15 protein-coding genes and 1 riboswitch are annotated in these 14,609 nt (G+C 72.8%); of the genes, 3 read left to right on the top strand and 12 right to left on the bottom strand.

Features of this window, described 5'->3' with window-relative positions; translation table 11 throughout:
- Window positions 1-9 precede the first annotated feature (9 nt).
- Window positions 10-873 carry a DNA cytosine methyltransferase gene (locus RAH40_RS01165; protein ID WP_306600212.1) on the top strand — a complete coding sequence of 288 codons (864 nt, stop codon included), beginning with the start codon at window positions 10-12 and terminating at the stop codon, window positions 871-873.
- Here RAH40_RS01165 and RAH40_RS01160 read toward each other — a convergent pair.
- The 3 genes from RAH40_RS01160 to ahcY are packed head-to-tail and all read right to left on the bottom strand — an operon-like array spanning window position 865 to window position 3,724.
- A complete protein-coding gene (locus tag RAH40_RS01160) occupies window positions 865-1,593 on the bottom strand; it encodes a tRNA threonylcarbamoyladenosine dehydratase (RefSeq protein WP_306600211.1) in 729 nt (242 codons plus the stop codon). The genes RAH40_RS01165 and RAH40_RS01160 overlap by 9 nt on opposite strands.
- Window positions 1,590-2,324, bottom strand: a complete 735-nt coding sequence (locus RAH40_RS01155; RefSeq protein WP_306600210.1) for a TatD family hydrolase — start codon at window positions 2,322-2,324, stop codon at window positions 1,590-1,592. Before RAH40_RS01155 ends, RAH40_RS01160 begins: the two co-directional genes overlap by 4 nt.
- Window positions 2,324-3,724, bottom strand: coding sequence for an adenosylhomocysteinase (ahcY, locus tag RAH40_RS01150; RefSeq protein WP_306600209.1), 1,401 nt, complete (start codon window positions 3,722-3,724; stop codon window positions 2,324-2,326). The genes RAH40_RS01155 and ahcY overlap by 1 nt, the downstream gene beginning before the upstream one ends.
- 75 nt (window positions 3,725-3,799) lie before the next feature.
- Window positions 3,800-3,874: riboswitch (S-adenosyl-L-homocysteine riboswitch) on the bottom strand.
- 38 nt (window positions 3,875-3,912) lie between these two features.
- Between ahcY and RAH40_RS01145 the strand changes: the two genes are divergently transcribed.
- Window positions 3,913-5,334 (top strand): amidohydrolase family protein, encoded by a 1,422-nt coding sequence (locus tag RAH40_RS01145; RefSeq protein WP_306600208.1) that lies wholly within the window; start codon window positions 3,913-3,915, stop codon window positions 5,332-5,334.
- A gap of 82 nt (window positions 5,335-5,416) precedes the next feature.
- Here the strand turns inward: RAH40_RS01145 and RAH40_RS01140 are convergent, their stop codons facing one another.
- Window positions 5,417-6,151: a YaaA family protein gene (locus RAH40_RS01140; RefSeq protein WP_306600207.1), complete on the bottom strand. Its 735-nt coding sequence runs from the start codon at window positions 6,149-6,151 to the stop codon at window positions 5,417-5,419.
- 69 nt (window positions 6,152-6,220) lie between these two features.
- Between RAH40_RS01140 and RAH40_RS01135 the strand changes: the two genes are divergently transcribed.
- A complete protein-coding gene (locus tag RAH40_RS01135) occupies window positions 6,221-6,976 on the top strand; it encodes a substrate-binding domain-containing protein (protein ID WP_306600206.1) in 756 nt (251 codons plus the stop codon).
- Here RAH40_RS01135 and trpA read toward each other — a convergent pair.
- Genes trpA through RAH40_RS01095 form a run of 8 tightly spaced genes read right to left on the bottom strand, consistent with a single transcriptional unit; the run spans window position 6,963 to window position 14,323 of the window.
- Complete coding sequence (gene trpA, locus RAH40_RS01130) at window positions 6,963-7,715, bottom strand: tryptophan synthase subunit alpha (RefSeq protein WP_306600205.1); 753 nt, start codon at window positions 7,713-7,715, stop codon at window positions 6,963-6,965. The genes RAH40_RS01135 and trpA overlap by 14 nt on opposite strands.
- 1 nt (window position 7,716) lies before the next feature.
- The gene (trpB, locus tag RAH40_RS01125) at window positions 7,717-8,892 is read right to left on the bottom strand and encodes a tryptophan synthase subunit beta (RefSeq protein ID WP_306600203.1); all 1,176 of its coding nucleotides are present in this window, start codon (window positions 8,890-8,892) and stop codon (window positions 7,717-7,719) included.
- The gene (locus RAH40_RS01120) at window positions 8,889-9,488 is read right to left on the bottom strand and encodes a hypothetical protein (RefSeq protein WP_306600202.1); all 600 of its coding nucleotides are present in this window, start codon (window positions 9,486-9,488) and stop codon (window positions 8,889-8,891) included. The genes trpB and RAH40_RS01120 overlap by 4 nt, the downstream gene beginning before the upstream one ends.
- A complete protein-coding gene (locus tag RAH40_RS01115) occupies window positions 9,485-10,237 on the bottom strand; it encodes an indole-3-glycerol phosphate synthase TrpC (RefSeq protein WP_306600201.1) in 753 nt (250 codons plus the stop codon). Before RAH40_RS01115 ends, RAH40_RS01120 begins: the two co-directional genes overlap by 4 nt.
- Window positions 10,238-10,239: 2 nt before the next feature.
- Window positions 10,240-11,265 (bottom strand): anthranilate phosphoribosyltransferase, encoded by a 1,026-nt coding sequence (gene trpD, locus RAH40_RS01110; RefSeq protein ID WP_306600200.1) that lies wholly within the window; start codon window positions 11,263-11,265, stop codon window positions 10,240-10,242.
- A 10-nt stretch (window positions 11,266-11,275) separates the two neighbouring features.
- Entirely contained in the window at window positions 11,276-12,322 is a 1,047-nt protein-coding gene (gene aroF / locus RAH40_RS01105; protein ID WP_306600198.1) for a 3-deoxy-7-phosphoheptulonate synthase, read from the bottom strand.
- Between the two features lie 7 nt (window positions 12,323-12,329).
- Window positions 12,330-12,914: an aminodeoxychorismate/anthranilate synthase component II gene (locus RAH40_RS01100; RefSeq protein WP_306600197.1), complete on the bottom strand. Its 585-nt coding sequence runs from the start codon at window positions 12,912-12,914 to the stop codon at window positions 12,330-12,332.
- Window positions 12,911-14,323, bottom strand: a complete 1,413-nt coding sequence (locus RAH40_RS01095) for an anthranilate synthase component I family protein (RefSeq protein WP_306600196.1) — start codon at window positions 14,321-14,323, stop codon at window positions 12,911-12,913. Before RAH40_RS01095 ends, RAH40_RS01100 begins: the two co-directional genes overlap by 4 nt.
- Window positions 14,324-14,609 lie beyond the last annotated feature (286 nt).

Raw genomic sequence — 14,609 nt, 5'->3', positions numbered from 1 at the left:
ATGGTCGCCATGGGGCACCTTCGCGTCATCGAGTTCTTCGCGGGCATGGGCGGCTGGCGCCGCGCCTTCGGCGCACGTGCCACGATCGCGGCGGCCTACGACATCAGCCCGCCGGCCCTGGCCACCTACGCCCGCATCTGGGGCGAACGTCCCACCGCCCGGGAGCTGGCCACCGTGCCCGCCGCGGAAATCCTGCGGCACGGGGCCGACACCTGGGCGATGAGCCCGCCCTGCCAGCCCTTCTGCCGCATGGGGAACCGCCAGGATCTGGAGGACCCGCGCTCCCGGGCCTTCCTCCGCCTGATGGAGCTCCTGGCGGCGCACCCGCCGGAGCACCTGGTGCTGGAGTCCGTGGAGGGCTTCCTGGGCTCCGGGGCCCACGCCCTGCTCACGGACCGGCTCCGGGAGGGCGGCTTCCATGCGCTGGAATACACCCTCGACCCCCAGCGCTTCGGCCTGCCCAACCAGCGGCCCCGGGCCTTCGTGGTGGCCTCCCGGAGGACCCTGGAGGGACGGGAGCTCCCCGGCCTCCCGACGGCGCCCCTGCGGGGGTTCCTGGACCCTGTCGAGGACCCCGGCCTCTACCTGGGCGAAGCCCTCCGGCACCGGCCCGGCCTGGATCTGGTGACGGAGGACGCCACGCGCACCGCATGCTTCATCGGCGGCTACGGTCGGCGCTACGTCGGCAGCGGGTCCTTCCTGGAGACGGAGCGCGGCGTGCGCCGGTTCTCGGTGGCCGAGACCGCGCGGCTGCTGGGGTGGGAGCCTCCCCCGGCGTTCCCGGAGGAGGTGTCCGCTGAGGGGCGCTACAAGCTGCTGGGAAATGGATTGAGCATCCCGGTGGCGGCCTGGGTGGCGGGGCATCTAGCCTAGGAGCCTCCGGATCACTTCCTGCGCCACCCGCAGCCCGAACAGCGCCGGCATGTACGACACCGTCCCGATGGGCTGGCGCTTGCGGCCGGTGCCGTGGTGCTCGCCCACGTCCGCGGGTTCGTAGGGCGTCGTGTTGAGGGCGGGCTCCACGGAGTACACGCAGGGGATGCCCGAGGCCACGCCCCGCCTGCGCAGGCGCAGCCTCACGACCCGCGCCAGGGGGCAGATGAGGGTCTCGGAGATGTCCCCGACCCGCACCTGGGACGCGTCCATCCTGCCGCCGGCGCCCATGCTGGAGACCACGGGGATGCCCAGCCGGTGCACGGCCTCCAGGAGGGTGACCTTGGAGTTGAGGGAGTCGATGGCGTCCACCACCATGTCGGGGCGCGGGTCCAGGAAGCCGTCCACGGTGTCCGGGTCCAGGAATCCGGGCCGCGCGTCCACGTCGCAGTCCGGGTTGATGTCCAGGATGCGCTCCGCGGCCAGGTCCGCCTTCTTCCGGCCGAGGGTGGAGTGCAGGGCGAAGAGCTGGCGGTTGATGTTCGTGGCGTCCACCGCGCCGTAGTCGACCAGGCGGAAGTGCCCGACCCCGGCGCGGGCCAGGGCCTCCACGGCGTACGACCCCACGCCCCCCAGGCCGAAGACGGCCACCCGCGCGTCCTGGAGCCGGGCCAGGGGCTCGGCGCCCAGGAGCTGTTCGGTGCGGGCGTACCATCTCATCTCAACCATCTCCTGAAGAGGCGCGAAGCGTTTTCATGGGCGGGCACCGGGCGGGGGGAAGCGGCGGCGATCCGCGCCAGGTTGGCGGGTTCGTTGGGGCCGGTCACTCCCTCCGGGGGCAGGTCGGGGGAATCCGTCTCGAAGAGGATCCGGTCCTCACGCAGCGCCGCCAGGGAGGCGTGGGCCCGCCTCGCGCCGGGAACGGTGAGGGCGCGCCCGAAGGACAGGTGCAGGCCGAGGGCCTGGAACTCCAGGGCCACCTCGGGGGCGCCGGAGAAGGCGTGCACGAGGCCGCCCGAGGCGGGGAGGCCGGTCTCCCGGAGGATCTCCAGCAGGCGCCCCGCAGCCTTCACGCAGTGCAGGGAGACCGGGAGGTCGCGCCGGATGGCCAGGGCGAGCTGGGCGCGCAGGGCTTCCTCCTGGAGCTCCCGGGAGGGCCTGCCGTCGGAGAAGTCGAGGCCGCATTCGCCCGCGCCGGCGCCGGCGTCGAAGGCCGCCTCCAGCCGCGCCGCCCAGCCCGGGGACGCGCCGTCCACGTACCAGGGATGCAGGCCCGCCATGGGAAGGATCTCCGGCCGGCGGCCCAGCTCCAGCACCCGGTCCCAGTCGCCTTCCCGGGTGCCGCAGCAGACCATGTGCGTCACCCCGGCCTGGGCGGCCCGGCGCAGCACCGCCTCCAGCCCGGCGCCGAAGCGCTCGTCCTGGAGGTGGCAGTGCGCGTCGAAGAGCACTAGTACCGGTAGTGCTCGGGCTTGAAGGGCCCTTCCACGGGAACGTTGATGTACTTCGCCTGGGTCTCGGAGAGCTCCGTGAGCTGGGCGTTGAGCTTCTTCAGCTGGAGCCTCGCCACGTGCTCGTCGAGCTTCTTGGGCAGGGTGTAGACGCCGACCGCGTACTCGCCCTTCTTCGTCCACAGCTCGATCTGGGCCAGGGTCTGGTTGGCGAAGCTGGAGCTCATGACGTAGGAGGGGTGGCCGGTGCCGCAGCCCAGGTTCACCAGGCGGCCCTTGGCCAGCAGGATGATGCGCTTGCCGTCGGGGAAGATGACGTGGTCCACCTGGGGCTTGATCTCCTCCCAACGGTAGCCTTCCAGCGAGGCGATGTTGATCTCGCTGTCGAAGTGGCCGATGTTGCAGACGATGGCCTGGTCCTTCATCTTCGCCATGTGGGCGTGGTCGATGACGTGGTGGTTGCCGGTGGCGGTGACGAAGATGTCGGCCTTGTCGGCGGCGTAGTCCATGGTCACGACCCGGTAGCCCTCCATGGCGGCCTGCAGGGCGCAGATGGGGTCGATCTCGGTCACCCACACCTGGGCGCTCAGCGCGCGCATGGCCTGGGCGCAGCCCTTGCCGACGTCGCCGTAGCCGCAGATGAGGGCGACCTTGCCGGCGATCATGACGTCGGTGGCGCGCTTGATGCCGTCCACCAGGGACTCGCGGCAGCCGTAGAGATTGTCGAACTTGGACTTGGTCACGGAGTCGTTGACGTTGATGGCGGGGAACTTCAGCTCGCCCTTCTCGGCCATCTGGTAGAGGCGGTGGACGCCCGTGGTGGTCTCCTCGGTGACGCCCCTGATGCCGGCCAGCTGCCGGGAGTAGAAGCCGGGATCGGTGGCCAGGGTGCGGCGGATGGCGCCGTACAGCGCCCGCTCCTCCTCGTTGCCGGGGTTGTCCAGCAGGGAGGCGTCCTTCTCGGCCCGGGCGCCCAGGTGCACCAGGAGGGTGGCGTCCCCGCCGTCGTCCAGGATCATGTTGGCCGCGCCCTCCTTGAAGGCGAAGATGCGGTGCGTGAAGTCCCAGTAGTCGTCCAGGCTCTCGCCCTTGAGGGCGAAGACCGGGGTGCCGCCCTGGGCGATGGCGGCGGCGGCGTGGTCCTGGGTGGAGAAGATGTTGCAGGAGGCCCAGCGCACCTCGGCGCCCAGGGCGATCAGGGTCTCGATGAGCACCGCGGTCTGGATGGTCATGTGCAGCGAGCCCGCGATGCGCGCGCCCTTGAGGGGCTGGGCTCCCGCGTACTCCTCGCGGATGGCCATGAGGCCGGGCATCTCAGTCTCGGCGATGGCGATCTCGCGGCGGCCCCAGGGGGCCAGGGACAGGTCGGCGACCTGGAAGTCGGTGGTGGTGGCGGTCATGGGAACTCCTGGGCGGCTGCCGGGTGGGGACACCGGGCGGCGATCCCGCGCCTACCCGCGAACCCGGCTGAGGTTTCAAGGTAAGCGCCGTTGGGAGCACAGGCTTCCGAGCCTGGGACATGGAGATGCCTTGCAGCGCCTCTCGGAAGTACCCAATGATACGCAATCTCAGGTATCCTGGCAATGACATGGACGCCCCCCAGCCCGTCTTCGACACCCTGATCCGGAACGCCCTGGTGGTGGACGGGACGGGAGGCCCCCGCTTCAAGGCCGACGTGGGGCTCCTGGACGGCCGCATCCATGCCGTGGGGGACCTGGGCCCGGCCCGCGCCGCGGCGGTGCTGGACGCGCAGGGCCAGGTGCTCGCCCCGGGGTTCATCGACACCCACACGCACGACGACCGCGCCGTGTTCCGCGCGGATTCCATCCTCCCCAAGTCGAGCCAGGGGGTCACCACCGTGGTGGTGGGAAACTGCGGCATCAGCCTGGCGCCCCTTTCCCCCCTCCAGGCCCCCCCCGCCCCCCTCGACCTCCTGGGCGGTGCGGAGGACTTCACGTTCCCCACCTTCGCCGCCTACGCCCGGGCCCTCCAGGACGCCCCGCTCGCCACCAACGTGGCCGCCCTGGTGGGCCACGGAACCCTGCGCGTGCGCACCATGGAGGACTGGTCGGGGCCCGCGGACCCCGGGCAGCTGCGGGCCATGGTGCGGGACGTGGAGGAGGCCATGGAGGCCGGCGCCCGCGGCCTCAGCACCGGCCTGGCCTACCCCACGAACAGCGGCGCCGACACCGCCGAGGTGGTGGCCCTGGCCCGGGCCGCGGCGAGGCACGGCGGCCGCCTCGCCATGCACGTGCGCGACGAGTTCGACGGCGTGGCCGGCGCCACCCGCGAAGCCTTCCGCTGCGCCCGGGAATCCGGGGCCTTCCTGGTGCTCAGCCACCAGAAGGTCGCAGGCCGGGCCAACCGCGGCCGCAGCAGCGAGCTCCTGCGCCTCTACGCGGAGGAGGGCGCCGGGGTCCCCTTCGCCATCGACGCCTACCCCTACACCGCGGGCTCCACGGTGCTGGACCCGGCCTTCGCCTCCCAGTCCAGCAAGGTGCTGGTCTCCTGGTCCCTGCCCCATCCCAAGGCCGCGGGCCACACCCTGGCCCAGGTGGCCAAGGGCTGGGGCTGCACCGAGGCCCAGGCCCTGGAGCGCCTCAAGCCCGGGGGAGCCATCTACTTCCACATGGACGAGGCCGACGTGGAGCGCTTCCTGGCCTTCGACCGCTGCATGGTCGGCTCCGACGGCCTGCCCCACGACGTCCATCCCCATCCCCGCCTCTGGGGCACCTTCGCGCGCTTCCTCCGCGTGTACGTGGCCGAGCGCAACCTCTTCACCCTGGAGCAGGCCGTGCACAGGATGACGGGCCTGCCCGCGGAGGTCTTCGGCCTTGCGGGCCGGGGCCTGGTCAAGCCCGGGTGCCACGCGGACCTGGTCCTGTTCGATCCGGCCAAGGTGCGCGACATGGCCACCTACGAGCACCCCGGCCTGGCTGCGGAGGGGATCCTGGAGGTGTTCGTGAACGGCGTGCCGCGGGAAGCGGGGAAGGCGGGACAGTTCCTCTGATCCGGAATCCGGGAAGTCCTGGAAATTGGGCCCCTCGGTTCGCGGCCTTGATCTCGAAGATCGGCACCACCCCTGGAAAAGCCTATCGCCGGAAGACCCAGCGGTCGCCGGTGCTGTCCTTGGGGTCGAAAGCGTAGCCCTCCGAGTCGAAAGACTTGAGCCCTTCGGGTTCCCTGATCCGGTTCAGGATGGCGAAGCGGCACATGAGGCCCCGGGCCCGCTTGGCGTGGAAGCTCACCACCTTGCCGCCGTCCAGGAACACCGGCGTCAAGGTGCGGGCCGGGAGCGCCACGGCCCGGGAGAACTCCCCGGACGCGAGGTTCACCAGGGGGCCTCCGTCCAGGGCCGCCTTCAGGGCCCGGGTGAGCGTCCCTTCCCAGAAGGCGTAGAGGTCGGGGCCCTTGGGGTTGGGCAGGCGCGCGCCCATCTCGAGGCGGTAGGGCTGGATGAGGTCCAGGGGGCGAAGCAGGCCGTAGAGGCCCGAAAGGATGCGCAGGCGGTCCTGGGCGAAGGCGAGGTCCGCGGCGTCCATGCCGGTGGCGCCCAGCCCGTTGAAGGCCTCCCCGCTGTAGGCGAGGGCGGCCGGCCGGGCGTTGGCCGGGCTGAACGGGGGTTTCCAGGCCCGGTAGCGGCCTGCCGTCAGAGCGGCCAAGTCCTCGGACATGGCCATGAGCTTGCCCAGGGCTCCCAGATCCAGCTTTTTCAGGAGGCCCGCCAGCGTCCGGGCCTGCGGGAGGTGGACCGGGAGGGAAATGGGGACCTCCGGGACGGGCCGGTCGAAATCCAATTTCTTCGCTGAGGAAATCAAGAGAATCACGAAGACTCCGATAAGGGAGGGGTGACGATCTGCAGGACGAACGTTTCCTCCAGCCTATAAGGAGTTCCCATGAACGTGGGCCGGATCTGCATCATCGCCTTCGCCGCCATCTGCCTCCGGGCCCAGGACCTCGTCCTGGCGGTGGGCATCACGCCCGCCCAGAACATCTTCAACCGCATCCAGGGGACCTTCGAGAAGGCCACGGGCATCCACCTGGTCCTCAAGGACGCCCGCAGCCCCGAAGCCTGGCGCCTCCTGGACGCCGGGCAGGTGGAAGCCGCCTCGGGCGGCCTCACCTGGGAGGACTGGGTGGCCTCCATCAAGGCCAAGAACCTCCGGGTGCCCTCCGAGGAGGAGATCACCCGGTTCCAGATCGGCATCGACCAGATCCAGGTGGTCACCAGCCCCGACGTGCTCCTGTTGGAGCTCGGCCGGGAGGAGCTGCAGGGCATCTTCAGCGGGAAGACCACCAACTGGAAGCAGGTGGGCGGGGACGACGCCCCCATCGTCCTGCTCCTGGATCCCACCCAGATCGCCACCAACGACACCTTCCGCGGCCAGATACTCGGCGGCGCGCCCTTCGGGCCCGCCAAGTGGACCTTCCCGGCGGGCGTCACCCTGGTGCAGGCCGTCGCGGCCACGTCCCATTCCATCGGCTTCGCCCCCAAGGCCTCCCAGGAGAGCCTCAAGGTCAACAGCCCCGTCACCCCGGCCATCACCCGGCCGGTCCTCCTGGTCATCAAGGGGAAGAAGCCCAGCGCCAGCCTCCGCCGGCTCCTGGACTACCTGGAAAGCCCCGAGGGAAAGCAGCTCACGGTCCGGTGACCGGCAGCCGCGGCCCCAGGAAGGCGCCCAGCGGGGCGCCTCCCGCCAGCGCGGCCACCAGGGCGGAGCCGACCACGGGCACCGCGCCCAGGGCCCGCACGCGCTCCAGGCTCCCGGGGTCGTCCAGGCCGAAGCCCACGGCCAGCGGGCGGTCCGTGGCGCCGCGCAGGGCCTCCAGGCGCTCGGCCACCGGGCCCAGGTCGGTGCCCTGCCCCGTGCCGGTCACCCCCAGGCGCGCCACCACGTAGGCGAAGCGCTGGGCGAAGGGATGCCCGGGGCCCGGGTCGGGCCGGGAGGCCAGGAGCTGCCGGGCCCTGGCCAGGGGCGTGGTGGGGGTCAGCAGGGGCACGATGGGGTAGCCCGCGGCCCGCAGGCGCTCCTCCCACGCGGGCTCCTCGCCGAAGGGGAGGTCCACCACCAGCAGGCTCCTCACGGGGGTGGGCGCCAGGAGCCGCTCCAGGTCGTCCCCCAGCTGCAGCAGCGGATTGAAATAGGTGAACAGGACGACGTCCGGCCCCGGAAGCCCGGCCAGCGTCTCCAGAACCCGCCGCGGCGAGGTGCCGGCCTCCAGGGCGCGGTGGGCCGCGGCCTGCAGCACGGGGCCGTCGGCCACGGGGTCGGAATGGGGCAGCCCCACCTCCACGGTGCCCACCCCCAGGGCCCGGAATTCCGCGAGCAGCGCCGGAAGGCCTGAAAGCGTGGGATCGCCCGCCATGATGAAGGGAAGGATCGGTTCCATGTCAGGCTCCCAGCGCGGCTTGGTAGGTGGAGAGGTCCTTGTCGCCGCGGCCGGAGAGCCCCGCCAGGACGGTGCGCGCCCCGAGCCGCCCCAGGACGGCCAGGGCGTGGCTGGATTCCAGGGCCGGCAGGATGCCCTCGGCGCGGCAGAGGCGCCGGGCCGCTTCCAGGGCCTGGGCGTCCGAGGCCCGCAGGGCCTCGACGCGGCCCTCCAGGCACAGCGCCGCCAGCTCCGGGCCCATGGAGGGATAGTCCAGGCCCGCGCTGATGCTGGCGGTCTCGGCTGTCCAGCCGTGCTCGTCCTGGAGCAGGAGGCTTTTGCAGCCGTGCAGGACGCCCACGCGCCCGCCGCCCACGCGCGCGGCGTGCTCGCCGATGCCCGCGCCGTGGCCCCCGGCCTCCACCGCCACCAGGCGCACCGGATCGTCCCGGAACGGCACCATGAGTCCCAGCCCGTTGCTGCCGCCCCCCGCGCAGGCCACCACCACCTCGGGCAGTTCGCCGCAGGCCTCGAGCACCTGGGCCCGGGCCTCCTCGCCGATGACGCTCTGGAAGCTGCGGACGATGAGCGGGAAGGGATGCGGGCCCAGGGCCGATCCCAGGATGTAGTGGGCCCTGTCGCAGCGCCCCGCCCAGGTGCGCAGGGCCTCGTTCACGGCCTCCTTGAGGGTGCGCAGGCCCGCGGTCACCGGCACCACCTGCGCCCCGAAGAGCCGCATGCGGGCCACGTTCGGGGCCTGGCGGGCCATGTCCACCTCGCCCATGTAGACGGTGCAGGATAGGCCCAGGCGCGCGCAGGCCGCGGCGCAGGCCACGCCGTGCTGGCCGGCGCCGGTCTCCGCGATGACCTCGCGCTTGCCCATGCGCCGGGCCAGGAGGGCCTGGCCGAGGGCGTTGTTGATCTTGTGGGCGCCGGTGTGGGCCAGGTCCTCGCGCTTGAGGTAGAGGGCGTGGAGGCCCAGCTCCCTGGCCAGCCGCGGCGCGGAGGTGAGGGCCGTGGGCCGGCCCACGAAGGTGCGCAGCTCCTCCTTCAGCTCGCGCTGGAAGCCGGGGTCGGCCAGGGCCGAGACGAAGGCCGCCTCCAGCTCCAGCAGGGGCTGCATGAGGGTCTCCGGCGCGTAGCAGCCCCCGAGTCCCAGGTCGCCGTAGCGTCCGGACAAGGTGAATTCCGTCGTCATCGCTTCTCCAATCGGTGTGCTTCGGCCACGAACGCCGCCACCAGGGCGGGATCCTTCAGGCCAGGGGCGCGTTCCAGGCGGCTCGCCGCGTCGAAGCCCCTGCAGTCCATGTGCGCGGGCAGCGCCTCGAGGCGCTCCGCCAGCAGGTCCCCCCGGAGCCCGCCGGCCAGGAGGAAGGGCCCGGGCGGAGGATGGGCCCCCGCGTGGGCCAGGCCGGACCCGCCCAGGAGACCGGTGGCCTTGGGCCCGGTCTCCCAGAGGTACAGGTCGGCGGGCGCCGGCTCCTGGCCGGGCTCGTCGGGCCACGGCAGCAGGATGCTCAGCCCGCGGGCCCGCAGGAGTTCAAGCCCGCTCCGGTCCGGCAGGTACGGCTGCACCCACCGGGCGCCGCAGAGCTCCGCCCACCGGGCGATCTCCGCCGCGTCCCCGGCCACCGCCACCAGCACGGCCCGGTCCCCGGCCAGCCGGGGCAGGAGGGGATCCGGGCAGTGGCGGGGACTCGCGGGATGGGCGAGGAAGCCCAGCCAGTCCGCCCCGGAGGCCAGCGCCAGGGCCACGTCCCCGGGGGTGGTCAGGCCGCAGACCTTGGCCTTCACGGACGCACCGCCCGGAGGAAGGCTTCCGGATCCGCGGCGCGCATGAGGGACTCCCCGATGAGCAGGGCGTCGAAGCCCTGGGCCAGGGCCTCCCGGGCCAGCTCCGGGCTGCGCAGGCCCGATTCCCGGATGAGCAGCGCCCCCGGGAAGGCCCGCCGCAGGGGTTCCGCGTCGGCGGGGCCCTCCGAGAAGTCCGCGAGGTTGCGCACGTTCCACCCCACCAGGCGCGCCCGGCTTTCCTGGGCGGCGGCGATCTCGTGGATGGCGTGCAGCTCCACCAGGGGCTCCAGGCCCAGGGCCCGCGCCGCCGAGGCGTAGGCCGGGAGCTCGCCGCCCAGCACCCGGGCGATGAGCAGCACCGCCTGGGCCCCCAGGGCCACGGCCTCCTCCAGATGCTTCCGGGTGCAGACGAAGCCCTTGTAGAGCACCGGCAGGCCGAAGCCCAGGGCCAGGGGGATGTCACCCGGGCGCCCGCCGAACCAGTGGGGCTCGGCCAGCACGGAAAGGCACGCCGCCCCGCCCCGGGCGTAGGCGCCCAGCCGGGAGGCGAGGTCCGCGTCGAGGGCGAAGGGCCCCAGCGAGGGCGAGGAGCGCTTGAATTCCGCGATGACCGGCAGGCGCGCCCGGCGCAGGGCCAGCTCGAAGGGGCCCTCGCCCCGCAGGGGATGGGCGCGGAAGGGGGTCCGGAAGGCCTGCTCCGCGATGCGCAGGCGCTCCCGCTCCACGATGGCCGAAAGGATCTCCGCCATGGCTATGCCGCCAGGGACAGGAGGGACGGCAGGGGCAGCCCATCCTCCAGGGAGGCCCGCACCTCGGCCACCAGGGCTCCCAGGCCGGACAGCTCCCGGTCCCGCACCAGGGCGAGGCCCAGGGCGGCCTGGAGGGCCACCTCCTCGGCCACGCGCCTGGAATAGTCCGGGTGGCCCGCGCCCCCGGCGAGGCCGCGGGCCAGGTCCACGCACGCCTCCAGGGAGCCGGCGGCGGCCGGCGCGAGGCCGCCGCGCACCCCGGCGTCCCCGGGCGAGAAGCGCACGGCGGGAAGGAGGCGCCCGGCTCGCACCGGCTGCAGCAGGGTGGGGCCCTCCAGGGACGCCTCGTCCATGCCCGCGCCCGAGGCGGTGGTGCCGTGCACCACCAGGGCCCGCTCCAGGCCCAGGGCCGCCAGGGCCTCGGCCACGGGAAGCACCCACTCCTCCCGGGCCACGCCCAGCACCTGGTAGGCGGGGCGGGCCGGGTTCAGGAGGGGGCCGAGCATGTTGAACACCGTGGGCACCGCCAGGGCGCGGCGGATGGGCACCATGCGCGCCAGCACCGGGTGGAAGCGCGGCGCGAAGAGGAACACGAAGTGGCTGCGGGCCAGGTCCGCCTCCAGGAGCGGCAGGGGCCGGGCCAGGTCGAGGCCGAGGGCCTCCAGCAGGTCCGCGGACCCGCAGAGGCTCGACGCCGAGCGGCTCCCGTGCTTGACCACGTCCACGCCCATGTGGGCCAGGGCCAGCGCCGACAGGGTGGAGAGGTTGGCCGTGTGCACCCCCTGGCGGGCGTCGCCGCCGGTGCCGCAGGTGTCCAGGGAGGGCCCGGGGGCCGGGAAGGCCACGGCGTGGCCGCGCAGCACCTGCGCGAAGGCCGTGAGTTCGGTGCCCCGGAAGGGGCGGCCGTTCAGGTCCAGGAGGGCCTGGCCCACGGCCTTGGGGTCGGAATCCGGGTCGAGGCAGGCCTCCATGAAGGCCCGCGCCCCGTCCAGGGAGAGGTTCTCGGAAAGGTGCAGGGGGTTGGTCATCGCATGCTCCTCAATTGGCCGATCCCCAGCCCACGGCGCGCCGGATGTACGGGACGCCGGACTGGCTTTGGGGAAGATCCAGGCGCCGGCCCACGGCCCGGGCCACGGGGCCCAACTCCTCCGCGAGGCGGCGGAACTCGGGGAAATGCAGGGACTGGGCGCCGTCGCTGAGCGCCCTGGCGGGATCGGGGTGGACCTCCACGATGATCCCGTCGGCCCCCGCGGCCACGGCGGCCCGGGCCATGGGAATCACGGCGTCCCGGCGCCCGGTGCCGTGGGAGGGGTCCACCACCACCGGCAGGTGGGTCATGGCCTTGAGCACGGGGACGGCGTTCAGGTCGAGGGTGTTGCGGGTGGCCGTCTCGAAGGTGCGGATGCCGCGCTCGCAGAGGATCACCCGGGCGTTGCCCTCCAGCAGGACGTACTCCGCGGCCAGCACGAACTCCTCCAGGGTGGCCGAGGGGCCGCGCTTGAGGAGCACGGGCTTGCCGGCCCGCCCCACGGCGCGCAGCAGCGGGGCGCTGGACATGTTCCGGGCGCCGATCTGGAAGCAGTCCACGAAGGGCAGCATCTCCTCCACGTCCGCGGGGTCCATCACCTCGGTGATCACGGGCAGCCCCGAGGCGTCCCCCGCCTCGCGCAGCAGCAGGACCCCCTCCTGCCCCAGCCCCTGGAAGGCGTAGGGGGAGGTGCGGGGCTTGTAGGCCCCGCCCCGGAGGCCGGTGGCGCCGTAGGCGGCGATGTAGTTCGCGGTGGCGACGATCTGCTCCCGGTCCTCCACCGAGCAGGGACCGCCCATGAGGGCGATGGCCTCGCCGCCCACGTCGGCGCGGCCCAGGGCCACCCGGGTGCCCCGGGGCGCCGCGGACCGGGCCGCCAGGATGGGCTTGGCGCCCGAGGCCTTGGCCCACTCGACGCCCTCCAGGGCCTGGACCTCCTTCAGGGAGGGCCCGCCGGGGCCCAGCAGGGCCAGGAAGAGGCCGAAGGGGAAGTCCAGCCGCCGGGCGCCTTCCAGGGCCTCCAGGGCGGGGACGGGGTGCTTGAGCTTGATGATCATGGGGGCCTCAGTTCAGGACGGGGTTCTGGCACAGTCCCACGAAGTTGGCCAGCAGCCCCGCGCCGTCGGGCGTGAGGATGGACTCCGGGTGGAACTGCACGCCGTGGCAGTTGAAGGTGCGGTGGCGGACGGCCATGATCTCCCCGTCGGCCGTCGTGCCCTGGACCGCGAGGCAGTCCGGGAGGCTCGCGGCCTCGGCGGCGAGCGAGTGGTAGCGGCCCACCTGGAGCGGGTCGGGCAAACCCGCCAGCAGGCCCGAGCCGTCGTGGGGCATGAGGGAGATCTTCCCGTGCATGGGCCGGCCCGCCCTCGCCACCCGGCCCCCGAAGGCCTCCACCATCACCTGGTGCCCCAGGCACACGCCCAGGATGGGGACCCTGGGCGCCAGGGCCCGCACCAGCTCGATGCAGACGCCGGCGTCCCGGGGGTGCCCGGGCCCCGGGGAGATGACCAGGCCGTCCAGGTCCATGGCCAGGGCCTTCTCCACCGTGAGGGCGTCGTTGCGCACCACCTCCAGGCGGGGCTCCAGGGCCCCGATCATGGAGACGAGGTTGTAGGTGAAGGAATCGTAGTTGTCGACGAACAGGATCATCGGTGCACCTCCACGCCGAGGGCGGAGAGGAGCACGCCGGCCTTGGCGTGGATCTCCGCCCACTCCGAAGCCTCCACCGAATCCGCCACGATGCCGGCCCCGGCGCGGAACCGCGCCACGCCGTCCTGGATCTCCAGGCTGCGGATGGTGATGGCGATCTCGAGATTGCCGGTGCGGTCCAGGATCCCCACCCCGCCGCCGTAGGCGCCGCGGTCCTCGCCCTCCAGGGCGGCCAGTATCTGGGTGGCGCGGATCTTGGGGGCGCCGCTGAGCGTGCCGGCCGGGAAGGTGCTCCACAGGGCGTCCAGGGGCCGGAGCTCCGGGCGCAGGCTGCCGCGCACCTCGGAGATGAGGTGCATGACGTGGCTGAACATCTCCACCTGCTCGCGCACGGGCACCGTCACCGAGCCGTGGGCGCAGACCCGGCCCAGGTCGTTGCGGGACAGGTCCACCAGCATGGCGTGCTCCGCCAGTTCCTTGGGATCGGCCTTGAGCTCGGCGGCGAGGCGCCCGTCCTCCAACGGGTCCCCCGAGCGCCTCCGGGTGCCGGCGATGGGCACGGTGGCCACCTGCGAGCCCTCGACCCGCACCAGCATCTCCGGCGAGGCGCCCACCAGGGTGCGGCCCCCCAGGGACACGAAGAAGTGGTACGGGGAGGGGTTCAGGCGCCGCAGCCGCCGGTAGACCTCGAAGGGGTCGCCCTCGATGCGCCCCTCGAAGGGCTCGCTCAGCACGATCTGGTAGGCGTCCCCGGCGAGGATGGCCTCCTGGGCGGCCTTGAAGTTGCGCGCGAACCGCGCCCGGTCCGGGGTGCGGGTGGTCGCGAAGACCGGCGGGGCGGGCCGCTCGGGCAGGGCCCCTTCCAGGCGGGAGGCCAGTTCCGCCAGGCGCGCCTCCCCGTCCCCGGCCGTGGGGAAGTGGTAGAGGTAGCCCTGCTGCTTGAGGTGGTCCAGCACCAGGCCCGAGGCGAAGCGACCGAAGCGCAGCCTGGGCTTGCGGGCCCCGGGGAAGGAGGCTTCCAGCACCGGCTCGGCCAGGGCGAAGGCGCTGAAGTCCGCCCAGCCCACCGCCCCGCCCAGGAAGGGCACCGGGACCTCGGGAGTCTCCACCTTCAGGGCCGCGGCCCAGGCCTCCAGGGCCGCCAGAGGGTGGCCCGGCAGGGCCTCCCGGACGCCGCCGCGCACCAGCGCCGCCTCCGTCCCCGCCTCGAAGACCTCCGACGCGTCCAGACCGATGAAGGAGAAGCGGGCCTGGGACTCGCCGCCCGTGACGGACTCCAGCAGGTAGGCGTCCTGGCCCGGCTCCGTGAGGGCCAGGAAGGCCCGCACGGGGGTCGTGAGGTCCGCCGGGAAGGAGATCACCAGGGGGGCCGCGGCCGCCGGGGTGGATGTGGGGGATGCAGGTGTCATGTTTTCCTCTAGATACGAAAAAGCCCACCGTGAAGGTGGGCCGGGATGCTTGCTTTGGGTTCTCTATGCCTTATGTCCGAAGGCTGCCCACGCGAACGCCCGACCCCTGGTGCCAGTAGCGCCAGTTCCAGGCCAGGTTGGTCATGCGATGGGTCACGAGGGACTCCGGTTAAGGGGGAAGTCTACGGGCTTCCGGGATGGAATGCAAGCAGTCGGAACAAGGGCTTGTGCCGATGCCCCCGGGGCACGTGCGACGGATCCACCACCGATCAATTGATATATTTTT

The sequence above is a fragment of the Geothrix sp. 21YS21S-2 genome (assembly GCF_030846775.1).
Classification (GTDB): domain Bacteria; phylum Acidobacteriota; class Holophagae; order Holophagales; family Holophagaceae; genus Mesoterricola.
The sequence above is the reverse complement of the archived record's forward strand: the minus strand, read 5'-3'. Positions and strand labels throughout refer to the sequence as shown.